This is a genomic window from Oleiphilus sp. HI0043 (genome assembly GCF_001634935.1).
The window spans coordinates 1-843 of the sequence record NZ_LWEY01000775.1; the positions used below are offsets into that span (position 1 = coordinate 1).

Below are 843 nucleotides of genomic sequence, written 5' to 3' on the forward strand. Positions count from 1 at the left end.
CTAGCCTGAGCTCGAACCTATTAGTTTTAGCGGGTTCTACCGAAACTAGCGGGAAAAACAGCTTGTTGAGTGAGTTCGATGCATTAGGCCAGAAAATCACCACACAGCTAGACCAGATTCATATTTTTCTTGACCATGAATTAGAAAAAGCTTTTCATGAAGCATCTGAGATGCGTTATGGCGCACAAAAAAGCGTTGTCATTAGCGGCACGCTTCTCGTCTTTTTCCTTGTCTTTTTTAGCTTCCAGCTAGTTCGTTCGATTACACGTCCCATTAACGACCTGGTTAAGGCGACTCAGAGGCTTAAAAGCTCAGAATGGGATTATCGAGTCAATTTAGATACCGGGGACGAATTGGAGGAACTTGCTGACAGTTTCAACAGCATGGCTGAACAGCTTTCCCATCAACACCTAAGCCTCAAAGACCAACTGGATAGACACAGTATTCAGCTAAAGGAACGTTCTTTAGACCTTGAGATACTTTTATTGGCAAGCGCTGAACTCTCGTCCGAGTTAGATATTGAGCAGTTGCTAAAGCTTATGGCGCAGAAACTAACAAGTACACTGAAAGTAACCTATTGCCGTATTGCTCTAAAAGATAGTGAGCATGCAGGCCCTGTAATTCGCGCAGCCTATCCCATCAGGATGCTAGATTGGGAGCCTGGCATTGGAAACGAGTTAGACGTAAAATATTGTCCTGACTTACAGAAGGCTTTTGACACTGGACGATACGTATCAGTTTCTAATACAGAAATGTTTGATCGGAGACATAAAGTTGAGTTGGAACAAATTTTCACTTCTGAAACACATTCCGGTTTAATCTTTCCCTTAGTTATTAAAGGAC

Annotated in this window: 1 protein-coding gene; it reads left to right on the forward strand. The window is 42.6% G+C overall.

Annotated elements, in window-relative coordinates; translation table 11 throughout:
• Positions 1–65: 65 nt before the first annotated feature.
• A partial coding sequence (locus A3729_RS08780; protein WP_156497825.1) for a HAMP domain-containing protein occupies positions 66–843 on the forward strand: 778 nt, incomplete at its 3' end.